The sequence below is a fragment of the Limosilactobacillus portuensis genome (genome assembly GCF_014838735.1).
Lineage (GTDB): Bacteria > Bacillota > Bacilli > Lactobacillales > Lactobacillaceae > Limosilactobacillus > Limosilactobacillus portuensis.
This window is the reverse complement of record NZ_JABUXQ010000067.1, coordinates 1-1004: the sequence shown is the minus strand read 5'-3', so window position 1 is coordinate 1004 and position 1004 is coordinate 1. Positions and strand designations below refer to the sequence as shown.

At 44.7% G+C, this 1004-nt stretch carries 1 protein-coding gene and 1 pseudogene; both read left to right on the top strand.

What is annotated here, in order from left to right; translation table 11 throughout:
* Positions 1-306, top strand: a pseudogene (locus HUK49_RS10565) (BppU family phage baseplate upper protein); the annotation flags it as partial.
* A gap of 3 nt (positions 307-309) precedes the next feature.
* Positions 310-819, top strand: a complete 510-nt coding sequence (locus tag HUK49_RS10560) for an Ig-like domain-containing protein (RefSeq protein ID WP_191913665.1) — start codon at positions 310-312, stop codon at positions 817-819.
* Positions 820-1004 lie beyond the last annotated feature (185 nt).

Genomic DNA, 1004 nt, shown 5'->3' with positions numbered 1-1004 from the left:
AAGCTGATTAATTGCATTGCGGAATACCCGGATGCAAACACAATTAAGGTTAAGATTCCCCGGAACTTCTATCTTGATGCCGTACCGCATTATAAGTTCGGTGCTTGGTATCTGATTGACGGTAACCGGACGATCAAGGTTGACTTGGGAATGCCGATTGATGACGCTAAAGCCCAAGCAGGTGATGGAGAAGGTAATTCTTACTTATCACCGAATACGGGCTACTTCTCGAAGCCAACAAGTCCAACGGACTTACGAGCAGTCTACATTGATGAACACACGCAACGGTTACTATGGAGGGATTAGTTAATGAAATACTATATTTATCAAGGCGTCGGAACGGACGGTGAACTGAAGAAGGTTGCTGAAGTTGAGAACAAGAAAGAATACACCGTTACGGGGTTAACGGCTAACGCAACTTATCGCTTCGCTGTTAGTTCTTACAATGGCTTACGAGAAAGTGCTAAGTCGAACGTGATTACGGTCAAAACGAGTGCTATTCCAGTTCAAAGTATTACTTTGGCAATTGACAAGACAGCGCTTGAAGTTGGTGGAACCGCTAAGGTTACTGTTACGATTACGCCGGCTAATGAAACTGACGGTGCAGCAGTCCTCAGTTCATCGAATACTGATGTTGCTACTGTTGATAGTGATGGCAATGTATCCGCTGTTGGAGCGGGAACCGCTGATATTACCGCCAAGATTGGCGAAAAGGTCTCTAATGTGATTAGCTTAACGGTTTACGAAGCGCTGGTTAACGTGACCAACTTAGCGGCAACTAACGTAACACCAAACTCGCTTGATTTAAGTTGGGACTGATGATGAATGCAGTATCGAATCAGAAACGGTGATCAATTAATTGGCACGGTTACTAATACAAAGCACTTTCATTGGGCGGGTTTAACACCCAACGTTACGCTTCATCTGTCAGTAGCGTCCTTTAATGGCTTCCGTGAAAGTCCAAGGACGAGCCTGACGGTTAAAACTCGGGGAATTCAAGTTAA